At 65.3% G+C, this 14,575-nt stretch carries 14 protein-coding genes; 7 read left to right on the forward strand and 7 right to left on the reverse strand.

Annotation, left to right across the window (positions count from 1 at the left end; genetic code table 11):
• Positions 1-12: 12 nt before the first annotated feature.
• On the reverse strand, positions 13-1,368 hold the full coding sequence (locus ACOGXA_RS06060) for a dihydroorotase (RefSeq protein WP_419926379.1): 1,356 nt from the start codon (positions 1,366-1,368) through the stop codon (positions 13-15).
• A 13-nt stretch (positions 1,369-1,381) separates the two neighbouring features.
• Positions 1,382-2,656 carry a histidinol dehydrogenase gene (hisD, locus tag ACOGXA_RS06065; protein WP_419926380.1) on the reverse strand — a complete coding sequence of 425 codons (1,275 nt, stop codon included), beginning with the start codon at positions 2,654-2,656 and terminating at the stop codon, positions 1,382-1,384.
• Between the two features lie 127 nt (positions 2,657-2,783).
• Here hisD and ACOGXA_RS06070 point away from each other — a divergent pair, with 127 nt between their 5' ends.
• On the forward strand, positions 2,784-3,563 hold the full coding sequence (locus tag ACOGXA_RS06070; protein ID WP_419926381.1) for an SDR family NAD(P)-dependent oxidoreductase: 780 nt from the start codon (positions 2,784-2,786) through the stop codon (positions 3,561-3,563).
• 19 nt (positions 3,564-3,582) lie between these two features.
• Here the strand turns inward: ACOGXA_RS06070 and ACOGXA_RS06075 are convergent, their stop codons facing one another.
• The gene (locus ACOGXA_RS06075; protein WP_419926382.1) at positions 3,583-3,954 is read right to left on the reverse strand and encodes a VOC family protein; all 372 of its coding nucleotides are present in this window, start codon (positions 3,952-3,954) and stop codon (positions 3,583-3,585) included.
• A 95-nt stretch (positions 3,955-4,049) separates the two neighbouring features.
• On the opposite strand from ACOGXA_RS06075, the gene ACOGXA_RS06080 reads away from it, so the two are divergent.
• Genes ACOGXA_RS06080 through ACOGXA_RS06095 form a run of 4 tightly spaced genes read left to right on the forward strand, consistent with a single transcriptional unit; the run spans position 4,050 to position 8,747 of the window.
• On the forward strand, positions 4,050-5,051 hold the full coding sequence (locus ACOGXA_RS06080) for a zinc-dependent alcohol dehydrogenase (protein WP_419926383.1): 1,002 nt from the start codon (positions 4,050-4,052) through the stop codon (positions 5,049-5,051).
• Between the two features lie 11 nt (positions 5,052-5,062).
• Complete coding sequence (locus ACOGXA_RS06085) at positions 5,063-6,301, forward strand: M24 family metallopeptidase (protein ID WP_419926384.1); 1,239 nt, start codon at positions 5,063-5,065, stop codon at positions 6,299-6,301.
• The gene (locus ACOGXA_RS06090; RefSeq protein ID WP_419926385.1) at positions 6,298-7,878 is read left to right on the forward strand and encodes a PEP/pyruvate-binding domain-containing protein; all 1,581 of its coding nucleotides are present in this window, start codon (positions 6,298-6,300) and stop codon (positions 7,876-7,878) included. The genes ACOGXA_RS06085 and ACOGXA_RS06090 overlap by 4 nt, the downstream gene beginning before the upstream one ends.
• A 5-nt stretch (positions 7,879-7,883) precedes the next feature.
• On the forward strand, positions 7,884-8,747 hold the full coding sequence (locus tag ACOGXA_RS06095) for an NAD(P)-dependent oxidoreductase (RefSeq protein ID WP_419926386.1): 864 nt from the start codon (positions 7,884-7,886) through the stop codon (positions 8,745-8,747).
• 17 nt (positions 8,748-8,764) lie between these two features.
• Here ACOGXA_RS06095 and ACOGXA_RS06100 read toward each other — a convergent pair whose 3' ends face one another.
• The gene (locus ACOGXA_RS06100) at positions 8,765-10,843 is read right to left on the reverse strand and encodes an acetate--CoA ligase family protein (RefSeq protein ID WP_419926387.1); all 2,079 of its coding nucleotides are present in this window, start codon (positions 10,841-10,843) and stop codon (positions 8,765-8,767) included.
• 73 nt (positions 10,844-10,916) lie between these two features.
• Between ACOGXA_RS06100 and ACOGXA_RS06105 the strand changes: the two genes are divergently transcribed.
• Entirely contained in the window at positions 10,917-11,435 is a 519-nt protein-coding gene (locus ACOGXA_RS06105) for a DUF7700 domain-containing protein (protein ID WP_419926388.1), read from the forward strand.
• A gap of 18 nt (positions 11,436-11,453) precedes the next feature.
• On the opposite strand, the gene ACOGXA_RS06110 is transcribed toward ACOGXA_RS06105, so the two are convergent.
• Positions 11,454-12,269, reverse strand: coding sequence for a coniferyl-alcohol dehydrogenase (locus ACOGXA_RS06110; protein ID WP_419926389.1), 816 nt, complete (start codon positions 12,267-12,269; stop codon positions 11,454-11,456).
• A gap of 95 nt (positions 12,270-12,364) precedes the next feature.
• On the opposite strand from ACOGXA_RS06110, the gene ACOGXA_RS06115 reads away from it, so the two are divergent.
• Positions 12,365-13,651, forward strand: coding sequence for an amidohydrolase family protein (locus ACOGXA_RS06115; RefSeq protein WP_419926390.1), 1,287 nt, complete (start codon positions 12,365-12,367; stop codon positions 13,649-13,651).
• 242 nt (positions 13,652-13,893) lie between these two features.
• On the opposite strand, the gene ACOGXA_RS06120 is transcribed toward ACOGXA_RS06115, so the two are convergent.
• Together ACOGXA_RS06120 and ACOGXA_RS06125 are read right to left on the reverse strand one after the other, a co-directional pair.
• Positions 13,894-14,316, reverse strand: a complete 423-nt coding sequence (locus ACOGXA_RS06120) for a type II toxin-antitoxin system VapC family toxin (RefSeq protein ID WP_419926391.1) — start codon at positions 14,314-14,316, stop codon at positions 13,894-13,896.
• Positions 14,316-14,570, reverse strand: coding sequence for a type II toxin-antitoxin system Phd/YefM family antitoxin (locus ACOGXA_RS06125; protein WP_419926392.1), 255 nt, complete (start codon positions 14,568-14,570; stop codon positions 14,316-14,318). The genes ACOGXA_RS06120 and ACOGXA_RS06125 overlap by 1 nt, the downstream gene beginning before the upstream one ends.
• Between the last annotated feature and the right edge of the window lie 5 nt (positions 14,571-14,575).

A 14,575-nucleotide genomic window follows, 5' to 3' on the forward strand; every position in this document is an offset into this window, starting at 1 on the left:
CAAGCCCGAACCCTATGTGATGGGAAAAGTGGCTGGCCGCCCCGGACCCGGTATGAACCGGCCCCGGGGCGGGGCCCCGTCTTCGATGACTCGACCGCGCAGCAACACCGCCTCCACATGACCGCGCACGCCGCGACCGGCATACGGCGTCCAACCGGCGCGAGACACGACGTCCTCGTTGGTGATCTGCCCCGCGGCATCGGGATCGACGATGACGAGGTCGGCGTCGAAGCCCACCCCTACTCGGCCTTTGCCATGCAGTCGATACTGCTCGGCGGGCCGCTGGGCATAGGCCTCGACCAGCCGCTCCAGCGATGTTCGCCCCCTCAGGGCAGCATCCACCATGAGGGGCATGGTGGTATCCAATCCAGGCAGGCCGAAATGGCACTCCCAGATGGTGCCCTCTCTCTTCTGGGCCTCGGTCGAGGGGGCATGGTCGGTGGAGAGATGGCTGATCGAGCCGTCGTTGAAGGCGTTCCACATCCGATCTTGGTCTTCGGTCGATCGGATCCGCGCTGGCGGCGTGAACTTGCGGAACGGGCCGTGTTCGTGGATCTCCGACTCGAAGAGGTAGAGGTATTGGGGACAGGTTTCCGCCACGATCGGTGATCCAGCGGCCCGCTCCCGCTGGATCAGGTCGACGACGTCGACGCTGCTGGCGTGGGCCACAGTGGCCCGGACACCGGTGACCTTGGACAGCAGGGCGGCCGACCCCACCGCCACCAATTCTGCCTCCCGCGACCGCCATTCGGGGATGACTCCCGGATCGATGCGGCCCTCGGCCTTCAGGCGGCGCTCGTTTCGGGCGGTCATCACATCGTCTTCGCAGTGAACCAGGCAGGCCGCGTCGAGGCCGGCCAACTCCTCGAATACCTCCAGCAGTATCTCGGGCGTGACCGCGGGAACCCCGTGGGTGGCGCAGGTGAAGATCTTGAAGAAAGCCACGCCCGCCTCCCAGAGACTGCGGATCTCGCTGACATGCTCCGGGAAGACGTGGGCTGCCAACGCATAGTCCACATACGACCGATCCCGCAGGTGGAGCTGTTTCTCCTCAAATCGCCCGGCGTCGGTGAGCGGCCAGCCGTGGGTGTGCTCCACGATGGTGGTCACGCCCTGTCGAGCGGCTGCCCTAGTTCCCGTAGGGAAGTCCTCTCGGGTCGAATCGCCCGGCTCCATCAGGTGCACATGGGTGTCGACCAACCCGGGGAGCACGAACCGCCCGTCGGCTTCAAGTACCGCATCGGCGGATTCGGGTGAGTTCGGGTCGAGGACTGCCGCCACGCGGCCATTCAGAACGTACACATCGGCGCGCTGTCGGCCGGTAGCGGTCACCACCGTCCCGCCCCGGACAGCAAGATCGAACGTCATTTCGGCTATCCGATCAGTCGCGGTAGCGGCGTACCCGCAGATCGGCTTGGGCTTGGTGGCCGGCGAAGTTCTCGATGGCGCACAGCCGGGAGCAGTATTCGCCGATGGCGACGCTGGATGCGGCGTTGGTCACGCGCTGATAGGTCACGGTCTTGATGAACTTTCCCACCCAGAGGCCCCCGGTGTAGCGGGCGGCCGACTGGGTGGGCAGGGTGTGGTTGGTACCGATGACCTTGTCGCCGTAGGACACGTTGGTCATGGGTCCGAGGAAGACGGCTCCGTAGTTGGTGAGGCCCGCCAAGAAGAAGTCGTCGTCGGTGGTCATCACCTGCACGTGCTCGAACGCCAGCTCGTTGGCCATTTGGAGCATCTCCGCGTGGTCGGCGCAGAAGAACACCCTTCCGTAGTCGGCCCAGGCCTCGGACGCCACGTCTGCCGTTGGCAGCGTCTCAAGCTGCCGCTCCACCTCCTCGATCGTCGCCAGCCCGAGCTCGCGGGAGGTGGTCAGCAGTACCGCCGGGCTGGTCGGTCCGTGCTCGGCTTGGCCCAGAAGATCAGTGGCGCACATCTCGGCGTCGACTGAGTCGTCGGTCAACAGCAGCGTCTCGGTCGGCCCGGCCGGCAGATCGATTCCCACTCGTCCGTACAACTGCCGCTTGGCCTCAGCCACGAACGCGTTGCCCGGGCCGACCAGCATGTCGACCGGCTCTATGAAATCGGCCCCCAGGGCCATGGCCGCCACGGCCTGCACCCCGCCCAGCAGATAAATCTCATCGACACCGCCCAGATGCATGGCGGCAATGGTTTCGGCCGGTACCGAGCCCTGGATCGGCGGCGTGCAGGCGGCCACCCGGGGCACCCCCGCCACTTTGGCGGTGACCGCGCTCATGTGCGCGGAGGCCACCATGGGATAGCGCCCGCCCGGCACATAGGCGCCCACATTGGCCACCGGGATGTTCTTATGTCCGAGCGTGATTCCCGGCAAGGTCTCTATTTCCACATCAGAGAGAGATTCGAGCTGGGCGTGGGCGAAGTTCCTGATCTGGGTCTGGGCAAACCTGATGTCGTCGAGAACGGCAGGGTCGACGCCGGATACGACCCGCTCGATCTCTTCAGCGGTGAGCTGGAACGACTCCGGCGACCACCCGTCGAAGTCCGCTGAATACTGCCGGACGGCTTCAGCGCCCCGATCTTCGATGTCTTGAATGATCCTAGCCACCCGCTCGGCGAGTTCAGGGTCTGTGCCGGGAGAGCCCTTGGCGGTGGCGTCCTTGAGGGTCTCGGCCATAGTCGCCCCTCACCTCTCGGTTTGATGGCTCTTGGGTGGTGACCAGTCCCCGATGCAATGCATCGCGGCTGGCGATGTACGACGATATCAGCATGGCAATAATGGCCCGACCGAAAGCAGGTACCCCATGAAGCTCGACGGGAAGGTCGTCGTTGTCACCGGTGCGAGCCAGGGAATTGGCCGGGAGATCGCTCTTACCTGCGCCCGAGAAGGGGGCAGCATGGTCTTGGCCGCTCGCTCAGTGGGAGCGCTCAAGGAAGTGGCCGACATGATCGAAGCCGCCGGAGGCCAAGCCCAAGTGGTTGAAACCGATGTCTCCGACCCCGACGCGGTGGCCTCGCTCGCCAGCCAGGTCTTGTCTCGGTGGGGCTGCATCGACGTGTTGGTGAACAACAGCGGGATCGGCGGTCCTTCGGCGCCGCTGTGGGAGGTGCAGCCTGCCGATTGGGAGCAGACCTTCGCGGTGAACGTGAACGGGGTCTTCTTGTGCTGTCAGGCCGTGCTGCCGTCGATGATCGAGCGCCGGTCCGGCTCGATCATCAGCATCGGTTCGATCACCGGCAAGCGCCCGCTGCTGAACCGCACTGCCTATGCCGCCAGCAAGGCGGCCCTCATCGGACTCACCCGCACACTGGCCGTGGAGGTTGGACCGCACCAGATTCGGGTCAACCTCGTCTCGCCTGGCTTTGTGGAAGGCGAGCGGATCGACTGGGTCTTCGAGCAACAAGCAGCCCAGCAGGGCCGCCCCGTGGCTGCCGTCCGTTCAGCCGCCGAGCAGATGACGCCGCTGAGGAGGCTGGTCACCGCCGCAGACGTGGCCCGAACCGTCGTCTTCTTGGCCTCCGATGACTCCGCGGGGATCACCGGGAACGACGTCAACGTGACCGCTGGACTGGTGATGTACTGAGCGGGGTAACCCTGGCCAGTCAGTACACGATCATCTCGATCATGTTGCCCCAGGGATCGTTGAAGAAAACCTGGCGGAGAGCGGCCGGCGAATCGGGGAGCTCCCAAACGGCAACGCCGTGACCATCAAGATGCTCGATCATTGCCTCGACGTCATCAACCCGAAACGCCAGGTGGCTCTCATTCGCCCTGACCGGGGAATCTGCGCCTCTCAAGGTGCCGTCGGTGGTCAGGTGTACGGGGGTGCCGCCGGCGTCGAACCAGGCGCCCGGGAAGCCGAAATCGGGTCGCGGAACCTGGGCCAGGCCCAACACGTCGCCATAAAAGGCGACCGCCTCATCGACATCTCCAACGCAGATTGATCCGTGGTCGAGCTTGGTGAGTCGCGGCATGAGAGCTGATGACACCTTCGTTCATGGGGGCAATGGCCAACATTAGTTCCGCCGCAGGCGACTACGGAGCGGCGCTTCACAACTAGTCTCATCCAATGCGCGCCGCGCAACTCACCGCGCCCGGGGTGGTCGAGGTCGTAGACAGGCCCCTGCCTGAATCAGTGGGGTCGGCAGTGATCAGGATGGAAACTCTGGGGCTGTGCGGTACCGATTTGAGCATCGCGGCCGGCAAGATCCCGGTCGAGATGCCCCGTGTGATGGGCCATGAGGGAATCGGCACCATCGAGATCGCAGGGCCCACCGCGGATTTCGGAGCAGGCCAGCGGGTCCTCATCAATCCCGGATTGTTCTGCGAACACTGTGAGCTGTGCCGTCGCGGGTACCCAAACCTCTGCCCCAACGGAGGGCTCCTGGGCCGAGAGCTCGACGGTTTGTTCGCCGACTACGCGGCTATCCCAGAACGCCAACTGCTCGCCGTCCCCGATCACGTGACCGCGGATGCGGCTGGCGTCATCCAGGTGCTGGGCACCTGCGTACACGCGGTATCGAAGGCACCGGTTTCGCCGGGCGACACCGCCGTGGTCCTCGGCCTCGGCGTGTCCGGCCAGCTCATCGCCCAACTCCTCGCCGCCCAGGGAGCTCAAGTCATCGGAGTGACCCGGTCGGAGTGGAAGCGAGAGCTCGCGCTCCAGCACGGCGCGACGGCGGCTGCTGCCCCCGATCAGGCAGGCGCGGTAGTGGCCGAGCTCACCGACGGTCGGGGATCTGACGTGGTCTTCGAAGCGGTGGGAACTGTGCAGACCTTTTCCCAGGCCATCGAGCTAGCTGGGTCGGCCGCCACGGTCGTGTTCTTTGGCACCACCACCGGCATCGGAGATGGCTTGCCCTACTATCAGCTCTATTACAAAGAGCTGACACTGCGAAACCCGCGGGGAGCCACGATGGCGGACTACGAGCAGGCAATCGCCCTGGTTGCCGATGGAATCATCAATGGAGTCCCCCTTATCTCGTCGCGATTCGGCCTCGATGACGTCGACCAAGCCCTGGCCGCCACCCAAGACTCATCAACGCTGAAGGTGCTGATGGAAGTGGAATGAATGGAGCAAACATGAAAGAAGCATTCGGCGTTCTCGCTACTGACTGGCGTGAGGGCATCAACTGGCAAGAAGTCCGCGAGTGGCGCTTGCGAAGAGCACGAGAAGCCATGCGCCGCCATGGCCTCGGAGCGATGCTGCTGATGTACGACGAGAACATCCGCTATGTGACGTCCACCATGACCCCCGGCTGGAACCAGCTCAAGCCCGGACTGCGCTATGCCGTGCTCACCGAGGGCAACGAGCCGATCCTGTATGAGCAGGGCGACATCGGCTACCACATCCGCGAGCATTCGCCCTGGATCCCCAAGGAGAACGTCCGCTACTCCTACGCCTGGATCAAGGGCGCCGCCGGACCGGCTTCGACCGCCCAGGTGGCCAAGTTCACCAATGCGCTGATGAACGATCTGGAGGATGCCGGTGTCTCCGATCAGCCCTTGGGCGTCGACTTCATGGACCTCAACATGATTCGCGCCTTCGAAGAGCGGGGCCTCAACTGGGTTGACGGCATGACCCCCATGATGGAGGCCCGGGCCATCAAGAGCCCCAATGAGCAGAAGGCCATGCAGATGGTGGGCTCGATCTGCGACGTGACCCACTATGAGCTGACCCAGTGGCTGAAGCCCGGAATCACCGAAAACGAGGTCACCGCGTTCACCATGGAGTACCTCTACAACTTCCCGGGCATGGAAAACGTTGAGGACGTGATCGTCTCGTCGGGGCCGAACGCTTGGCCCAACTGGCGCAATCACGGCGACCGGATCATCCGCCCGGGCGACATGGTGATCATCGACCTCGCCGCGCTGACGTGGAACGGGTTCAAGTCGTGCGTCTACCGGACCTACTGCGTGGGCGGTGAGCCCACCGAGGAGCATCAGCAGTACTACGACCTGGCCTCCAAATGGCTCTGGGATTCAATCGAACAAGTCCGGCCGGGGGTAACCACTGCCGACATTGCCGCGGTGTGGCCGTCGGCCAAGGAGATCTGGGGCTACGAGGAAGAAGACGAAGCCGCCGCCAACCTGTGGGGCCACGGCCTTGGTTTGGCCCAATACGACCAGCCGGTGATCTCGAGGATCTGGTCGCTCGACCATCCCCAGGAGATCCAGCCGGGCATGGTTTTCGCCCTCGAAACCCAGCACGGCAAACTCCACGAGTTCGGGGTCCGGCTCGAAGAGATGCTGGTGGTCAACGACACCGGTATCGAGATGCTGTCCACTTACAAAAGTCACGAGATCATCCGAGCCGGATGACCGCAGACCGCTTTCGGGTCCGCGGTCTCGACGATCCCACTGCTGTTGAAGTTGCCGTCAGCGGTGCCAAAGGCGCCGGTCTGGCCCGCGCCCACGCCGCGGGTTTCCCGGTGCTCGATGGGTTCGTCATCCCTCCGGCATGCTCCGAGGAGGCCCTCGGCCGAGCGGTAGAGGTGTTCGATTCCCGCGGTACCGGAGGGGCGAGGATGGCCATCATCGGCCACCAGTTGCCCGATTCGCTGATTGAAGAGGTCGAGCGGTTCGCGTCCGGGCTCCAGCCCCCCTTCATCGTCCGATCCTCCAGTGTCCTCGAAGGCGGGGGTGAGTGGTCGGGGGCGTTCACCTCGGTTCCCGAAATCGAACCCAGCGAAATCGGCCAAGCCGCCAAAAGTGTGTGGGCTACCAGCTTCGCCATCGAAGTGCTGGAGCGATTCGAGGCCGCTGAGATGGCACCGGGGAGCGCGCCGATGGGCGTGGTGGTCCAGCCTGAGGTGCAGCCCGACTTTGGCGGGGCAGCCATCGTCGATGCCGCTGGCGCGGTGACCGTCAACGCCGTCAAGGGCTCGCCGCGGGACTTGATGGCCGGTTGGGTGCCCGGGGTCCGGGCCGTCTTCGAGAGGGGCATCCTCCGAGGAGCCGAGTGCGTCGAATTGATGGGCGAGGATCAGACCCGGGCCATTGCCGAACTGGCCCTGCGGGTCACCGACGCGCTGGGCTCCAACCTCATCGAGTGGGCGATCGTGGAAGGCGCCCTCATCTTGTTACAGGTCCAGCGTTCGGCCGTACACGAAGTCGAGGAGGCAATGGTTGTTCCCGCGGCGCTGGCCCATCCTTTCGCACTCGAGTTCGTGCAATTAGCACAGCGCTACCCGGGTTCGCTCGGCGACGAACTGGTGCTGGGCTGGCTGTCGGCTGCCCCCGCCGAACTCGAAGCCGCGGCATACATCCCGACGGGCGACCGAAATGCTGTACTCGAGGAGGCCCGGGAGATTGCGGCAACGCTGACCGCCCAGGCATGGGGAAAGCCCGTCCAACAGGCTTTGGCGCAGGCTGAACTGGTGCTCCGGCGAATGCGGAGCGACCGTCCCAACGAATCCATCGACGCGCTCCGGGAACTGCAATCAGTCGACTTGGCTCTGGCCCAGAAGTTGCTGGGCATGGTCGAGTACCTCATGAGCACCGATGTTGCTCCTCCGCGACGCGGGATGGGCCGTTGGGAGCCGGTCCTGGCGGGGGTGCTGGCTCTCCAGGGGGATGTCTACGAGGGCGAGTCCAGCGTCGGAGGTGTGGGTGCGGGCCGAATGGTGTGGCTCGACAGCTCCAAGCAGACTGGTCACGTGCAGCCCCGTGACATCATCGTTACCCAGTATCCGCTTCAGAACTTCTCTCCCCTCCTGTGGGATGCGGCCGGGTTTGTGACCGTCGGGGGCGCACCCACCGCCCACCTGTTCGAGGTCGCCCGGTCGCTGACGGTTCCCGCGGTCATCAACTGCCCCATCGCCCACATCGTCAAGGCCGGCCCCCGGTTGGGCATGCTCGACGGCGACGCCGGCCGCGTGGCCGTGGCCAAGGACTGAGCAACGTGACCGAGAGAGCCCCGGTCGGGATCATCGGACTCGGTGTCATGGGGTCGGCCATGTCGCGCCACATACTCGCCGGAGGCCACCAGGTTGTCGGGTTCGACATCGATCTCGCTCGACGGTGCGAGTTCCCCGGATCGGTTGCCGAGTCGGTAGCCGACGTCGCCAGACAAACCCAGATCATCCTCTTGTCCCTCCCCTCCCCTGGGGCCCTGTCGGAGGTCGCGGCCGAACTCGCGGAGAGTGCCTCACCAGATTCGGTCGCCGTCGAGATGGGAACGCTGCCGCTGGCCGACAAGGAAGCGGCCCGCGCCCTCCTGGCTGAGAGCCGCGTCGATCTGGTTGACGCTCCCGTCAGCGGAACCGGGCTCCAGGCCGCCGATGCCACCCTCGTGGTGTATTCCAGCGGTGATGAGCGAGCGCACCAACGGGTGACGCCAATCTTCGACCTCGTCGGCAAGCAGACCTTCTACCTCGGCACCTTCGGCAACGGCTCCCGGATCAAGTTCGTGGCCAACCTGCTCGTGGCGATACACACGCTGGCCGCCGCCGAGGCCCACCAACTGGGCAGTGCCTGCGGACTGGATGCTGATCTTGTTCAAGAGGTGATCGCAGCCGGTGTCGGCTCATCGGCAATGTTCGAGATCCGGGGCCCGATGATGGCGGCTGGCACCTATGACCCGCCGTCTGCGCGCTTGGCCATCATCCTGAAAGACGCCGGCATCATTGCCGACTACGCCCGGAGTCTCGACTCACCAACCCCCCTGCTCGACGCTGCTATTCCCCTCTACCAAGCCGCGGCCGAAGCAGGGCTCGGCGATCTTGACGCGGCAGCCCTGCGCCAACTGCTCGCAGAGCTCAACTAGCGATCGGCCGGTTGGCCCTAGGCCAGGATCATGAGGTGGTCGACGACGACGGCGCCTTGGCCGCGGTCGAGAACGACGACGGGGTTGAGGTCGAGTTCAGTTAGGCGACCGCCGAGGGCGGTGGCCAGGGTGGCGGTGGACATGATCACCTCTACCAGGGCGTCCACATCGGCGAGGGGTCGGCCACGGGCGCCGTCGAGCAGGGCAAAGCCCTGGAGTGAGCGGATCATCTCGTAGGCGTCGGTCTCGTCGAGGGGCAGCGGTCGTATCGCGGTGTCGGCCAGCACTTCGGCGAACACGCCGCCGGTGCCCACCATGACGGCGGGGCCGAGAGTGGGATCGCGGGTCACGCCCACGATCATCTCGGTGCCGCCTGACACCATCTGCTGAACCTCTACCCCCTCGATGACGGCGTCTGGGGCGGAGGCCCTAGCCCGGTCCAGCACCGACTGGGCGGCCTGTTCCACTTCGTCGAGGGTGTCCATTCCCAGAACCACCAGTCCGGCGTCGGACTTGTGGGGGAAGTCGGCCGAGGCGATCTTCACCGCCACCGGCAAGCCAATATGCTCGGCTTCCTGGCGGGCATCCGCCGCGGTGGGCGCTATTTCGCCGGCGGCCAACGGCAGGCCAAAAGCCCTCAACACCGCCCCGGTGTCGGGCACCGAGGCTCTAAGGGTCGCCTCCGCGGCCTCCGGCACTGCATCGAGCAAAGGCGGGCGCACCCGGAATGCGGCCCGGTGACGCTGGTAGCGGTGGTAGGCGGCCAGAGCAGCAAAGCACCCCCGAAAGGAGCGGAACAGCGGTAATCCGGCCTCAACCAGCCGCTCGAAGCCCACTTCGTCCACCTTGAAGGAGTTCCAGGTAGCGATGATGGGCTTGTCCACCTCATCGGCCAGGGCCACGATGTCGTCGCCCAGCGGGTCGGTCATCGACGGGACCGCCCCGGTGATGCCGATAACCGTGTAGCCCACCGCTGAGTCATCGTTGATGTCCCGTATCACCTGTCGGCGGATACCTGCCGGTTGTCTCACGATGAATGTGCCCCCGTTGTCCACGGGGTTGGACACCGTCAGATACCCGGGGATGTGGCGATGCAGCTTCTCTTGGGTGCTCTCGGCCAGTGGAGGCGCCGCCACCCCGGCCAGCTCGGCGGCCTCGGCCATCAGCGTGCTCGAGCCCCCGGAGATGGAATACAGCCCCGCGCCTTCGCCAACCTCGGGACCCAGTTTGGCGAACAGGGCGGCCGTCTCCAGCAGCTCGTCGAGGTCGCGTACCCGCACCACCCCGTACTGCTCAAACAGCCCGTCGATCACCGCGTCCGACCCGGTGAGGTGCCCGGTGTGCGACGACGCCATGCGCGCCCCGGCGTCGGTGGCCCCGATCTTCAACAGCACCACCGGCTTGTGCTGGGCATTGGCGGCCTCCAGCGCGGTGCGCAGCTTGTCGGCCGACCGGAAGCCTTCGATGTAGCCGGCGATAACCGCGGTGTCGTCGTCGTAGGCGAAGTACTCGATGAAGTCGCTCACCTCCAGGTCCACCTCGTTGCCGCACGGCACTTGGCGGCTGAACCCGATGCCGAAGTGAACACCTTGAACGATGGGCCGACCGTTGTGGCCCGACTGGGTGACCACCCCGATCTTGCCCCCCCGCAAGTTGGGCACCTCGGGCACGGGCTCGAACGCGTTGGTGTTGGTGTTGGGGCCGAAGATGCGGATGTTGTGGCGCCGACCCGCTTCCCCCAGCTTGGCCTCCAGCGCGGCGCCTTCGGGGCCGACCTCGCTGAATCCCGAGGAGAACACCAGGGCGTAGCGAATACCGATCGCGCCGCACTCGTCCACCACCGAGGCGCACACCGCGGGCGGAGTGGAGATAACCGCCAGCGCCACCGGCTCGGGTACGTCGGCCACCGACTCATAGACCGGCACCGACCCGATCGACCCGCCTTTGGGGTTGACCAGATGCCAGTTTCCCGTCCCCCACCGGGCGTCCATCGCCCCCCGCAGCGCAGCCTCGGTTTGGGTGCGGTCGACTCCGCCGATCACCGCCACCCCGTCAGGGTGGAAGAACTCCTCTAAGTCGGCTCGGCGCTGGGCCATGGGAAACCGATGGTAGTTAGCGGGCACTTCGCACCTAGAGGCAGAACCGAACCGGCAGGCTACGCTGGCCGCCATGGAAATCGGCCACGTCTATGAGATGCCGCCCATGCGGCCCGATGACGCCCACACCACCTACTTTCCCGCCGGAGTGATCAAGATCGGGGTGGAGTACCGCGACCTCACACCCGAGGCGCTGGTGGAGTACTACGGGGGCGACGAGGCCTACGTCGAGGAATTGCGCCGCACCGCACCGCTGGGCATCGAAGACCGAGGGGTGTCGCTGCACGTGTTCGACGCCGACGGCCAGTGGGAGTTCCTGCGCTTCGACCTGTTCGAGGATGCCCCCCACTACCACTACAACCACCTCGGCGGCGGGCGGAACCACATCATCCCCTTCGACGAGACCGCACACGGCCCCATCGCCGAGTGGGCCGTGGACAAGATCCGCTCGGGCGAACTGGCCCCCATGCTGGCCCAGGCCGGCGGGGCTGAGCTGGCCAAGGGTCTTGACGCCGATGCGCTGGCCGATGTGGCCGACCAGGTAGCGGCCTACGCCGCCGAGCTTCAGGCTCGTTTGGCGGCCGCCGTCTAGCGGCCGTGGCCTAGCGCGCTAGCCGGCCAATTCTTCGAAATCCACCTGGCCGGTGATCATCGAGCCCTGGAAGGCGTTGTCGATGTTGACGTTCACTCCCGACACGAACGACGCCGCATCCGATCCCAGATAGGCCAGCAGATTGGCCACCTCAGCGGCGGTCACGTAGCGACCCCCGGCATTGGCGGCCGTCCAATCGATCATGCCCTCGCCCATGGTCTTCTTGAAGTCGGGCAAAAGCGGGGTGTCGATGGGGGCCGGACAGGCGCTGGCGATGCGCACGCCGTTGGCCAGCATTCCCTTGGCGGCCTGCATGGTGAAGATCTGCACGCACTCCTTGGAGAACATGTAGCCGTCGGCCACCACCTCGGGGTGCTCCTCCACCCAGGCCACCGCCTTGTCCCAGTTGTCGATCGACAGCAGCTCGGTGATCTCGGCCTGGTGGGCCGGCCAGTTCATACCCGCGATGGAGGCGGTGTTGACCACCGCGCCACCGGCGGGGATCTTGGGCAAAAGGGCATCGGTCAGCCGCATCAGCCCCAGGGTGTTCACCTTCATCACATCCTCAGGGGAGAAGGTGGCCGCGATGCCGGCGTTGTTGAACAGCACGTGAACAGGGGCATCGATGGCCGCGGCCGCCCCGTCCACCGCCACCGGGTCGCCCATGTTGGTGGGAATGAACCGGGTGATCGGCCCCGCGGGCTCTTTGATGTCCAGCGCGGTGATCGACGCCGCTCCCAAATCGGCCAGCAGCTCCACCAGCGCGGCTCCCACGCCGGAATAGGCACCGGTGACCACGACGTTGCGGCCTTCGTAGCTCATGGGGTTGGACATCGGGGGCCTCCTGGGGTTGATCGGCTGGCGAATTCTACTGCGACAAGTATCGTTGGGGTCACACTGGCGAGCGACGAAGACCGACGGAGGACGCTGTGGATTTGAACGACATGATCCTGGTGAGCGTGGACGATCACCTGTGCGAGCCGCCCGAGATGTTCGACCAGCACCTCCCGGCCAAATGGCGAGATGAGGCCCCCAAAGTCATCCACACCAACTCGGGCGACGACGTGTGGTCGTTCAACGGCTCGATCATCCCCAATGTGGGGCTGAACGCGGTGGCCGGCCGGCCCAAGGAGGAGTACGGCATCGAGCCCACCGCCTTCGACGAGATGCGCCCTGGTTGCTACAACGTCCACGACCGGGTCAAGGACATGGACGCCGCCGGGGTGCTGGGCTCCATGTGCTTCCCGTCGTTCCCCGGTTTTGCCGGGCGGCTGTTCGCCAACCACCCCGACAAGGAGTTCGCCGCCGACCTCATCCGGGCCTACAACGACTGGCACATCCACGAATGGGCCGGGGCCTATCCGGGCCGGTTCATTCCCATGGCCCTGCCCATGATCTGGAGCGCTGAGGAGTGCGCCGCCGAGGTGCGCCGGGTGGCCGAGCTGGGCTGCCACTCCATGACCTTCACCGAGAACCCGGCCAAGCTGGGCGAGCCCAGCTTCCACAGCGACTACTGGGACCCGCTGTGGGAGGCGTTCAGCGACACCGGCACCGTGTGCTCCATCCACCTGGGCTCCTCGGGAGAGATGGTTATCACCGCGCCCGATGCCCCCATGGACGTGATGATCCAGCTTCAGCCCATGAACATCAGCCAAGCCGCCGCCGACCTTTTGTGGTCTTCAATCCCCCGCCGCTTCCCCGACATAAAGATCGCCCTGTCGGAGGGCGGCACCGGATGGATCCCCTATTTCATGGACCGGGCCGACCGCACCTACGACATGCACCACCTGTGGACCGGGCAGGACTTCGACAACCTGCTGCCCAGCGAGGTGTTCCGTCGCAACTTCTTGACCTGCTTCATAAACGACCCGGTGGGCGTGGTGCTGCGCCACGAGATCGGCATCGACAACATCTGCTGGGAGATGGACTATCCACACAGCGACTCCACCTGGCCCAACGCTCCGGAGCTGCTGGCCGAGACGCTGACCGGGGTGCCTGACGACGAGGTCGACAAGATGACCCATCTCAACGCCATGTCCTGGTACCAATACGACCCCTTCGCCCACCGAAACCGGGCCGATTGCACCGTGGGGGCGCTGCGGGCCTCGGCTGTTGACCACGACATCTCGGTGCAGTCGATGGACAAGGGCCGTCACGAGGGCAAAGACCGCGACTTGGCCGGGTTCACCTCCCGGAACAAGGCCGCCAACCGCTGAGGCAGCGCTCAAACTGACTGCTCCGGCCTTCGGAGCTGTGCGCATCGGCCGCTGGCCCGATCCCCCATAGACGAGCGCACCCCCTGGCCCTCAGCCCGCCCCGGCGCCGACCGCTTCGAGCTACGCCGCCTGTACTGCCCCGCCTGCGCCGTCCAAGTCGACGTCCAAGTCGCCATGGCTGAAGCCCCCCTGCTGGAAACCGCTGAACTGCTGTAGTGAAGCTGGAGTAGCTGGCGGCCGCTCTAGGGGGCTGGCGCCACGGTGAGTCCAAGACGAGATGCGGCGGCGATGAGTTGTTGGTCGCCGCTGGCAAAGATTGTGTCCACGTCGGCAACTGCGTGTGCGGCGGCCAGGTGAACGGCGTCGCAGCCGCGGAGTTGCTGCTCTTCGGACAAGGCGCCAGCAGTTCGGACCAGTCGGTCGGTGATCTCGATGTGATCGATCTGGGCGCTGAGGTCGTCAAGTAGAGCAACCGCAGAAGCAAGCCCTCTTCGGGTTAGCCGCCCGAGTCGTTGAGCCCGGGCCAACGCGGCTCGGGTCTCGACGTAGAGGAGACGCACGCTGACGGTCCGCGTTGCTTCATTCCAAAGTCGCTCGCAGGAATCAGAATTCGGCTCTTCGATGATCAGGGGGATGAACGCGGACGTGTCGAAGTAGACGATCACTAGCGCTGTTCGGCTACGAGTTCGCTCACTGTTCCCTTGCCCTTGATCCTGGAGTGGCCCAATCGTGTCTTCGCCACCTGAGCCGGAATGACCAGCCCATCATCAATCAGCCGGTCGATGGGTCGAGGCTCATGAAGAGGGACCAAGAGCGCCACTGCCCTCCCGTGATCGGTCACGGTGACCTCGGTCCCTGCTCGAACCGCGGTGAGGTAACGACTCAGATTGTCCCGTAACTCTCGAATACCTGCTTCCACACCAC

The organism is Candidatus Poriferisocius sp. (genome assembly GCF_965208475.1).
GTDB lineage: Bacteria > Actinomycetota > Acidimicrobiia > Acidimicrobiales > Bin134 > Poriferisocius.

Coding starts and splice junctions, on each gene's coding strand:
- ACOGXA_RS06060 (WP_419926379.1), bottom strand. CDS start 1,368: ATGACGTTCGATCTTGCTGTCCGGGGCGGGACGGTGGTGACCGCTACC.
- hisD (WP_419926380.1), bottom strand. CDS start 2,656: ATGGCCGAGACCCTCAAGGACGCCACCGCCAAGGGCTCTCCCGGCACA.
- ACOGXA_RS06070 (WP_419926381.1), top strand. CDS start 2,784: ATGAAGCTCGACGGGAAGGTCGTCGTTGTCACCGGTGCGAGCCAGGGA.
- ACOGXA_RS06075 (WP_419926382.1), bottom strand. CDS start 3,954: ATGCCGCGACTCACCAAGCTCGACCACGGATCAATCTGCGTTGGAGAT.
- ACOGXA_RS06080 (WP_419926383.1), top strand. CDS start 4,050: ATGCGCGCCGCGCAACTCACCGCGCCCGGGGTGGTCGAGGTCGTAGAC.
- ACOGXA_RS06085 (WP_419926384.1), top strand. CDS start 5,063: ATGAAAGAAGCATTCGGCGTTCTCGCTACTGACTGGCGTGAGGGCATC.
- ACOGXA_RS06090 (WP_419926385.1), top strand. CDS start 6,298: ATGACCGCAGACCGCTTTCGGGTCCGCGGTCTCGACGATCCCACTGCT.
- ACOGXA_RS06100 (WP_419926387.1), bottom strand. CDS start 10,843: ATGGCCCAGCGCCGAGCCGACTTAGAGGAGTTCTTCCACCCTGACGGG.
- ACOGXA_RS06105 (WP_419926388.1), top strand. CDS start 10,917: ATGGAAATCGGCCACGTCTATGAGATGCCGCCCATGCGGCCCGATGAC.
- ACOGXA_RS06110 (WP_419926389.1), bottom strand. CDS start 12,269: ATGTCCAACCCCATGAGCTACGAAGGCCGCAACGTCGTGGTCACCGGT.